The following is a 210-nucleotide window of genomic DNA, read 5'->3' as shown; positions in this document are numbered from 1 at the left end:
TGCCCCCTGTGAGATATGGAAGTCGCTTAGCTCGAGGGAGTTTAGCTCAGTTGTAATTGAGAGGAAATCGAAATTACAATCGGCGGATGAGAGAAACGAAGTTTCTTACCGTTGGCTGAGCTAGACTCCGCCCTTTGGGAGTTTAGCTCAGCTGGGAGAGCATCTGCCTTACAAGCAGAGGGTCAGCGGTTCGATCCCGTTAACTCCCAT

1 tRNA gene is annotated in these 210 nt (G+C 50.5%); it reads left to right on the top strand.

The annotated features are described in order from the left end of the window. Positions 1–136: 136 nt before the first annotated feature. Positions 137–209, top strand: a tRNA-Val gene (locus tag HMPREF2853_RS05230). Position 210: the final 1 nt, after the last annotated feature.

The organism is Streptococcus sp. HMSC077F03, assembly GCF_001812375.1.
GTDB lineage: Bacteria > Bacillota > Bacilli > Lactobacillales > Streptococcaceae > Streptococcus > Streptococcus oralis_S.
This window is presented reverse-complemented; position numbering and strand designations above follow the sequence as displayed.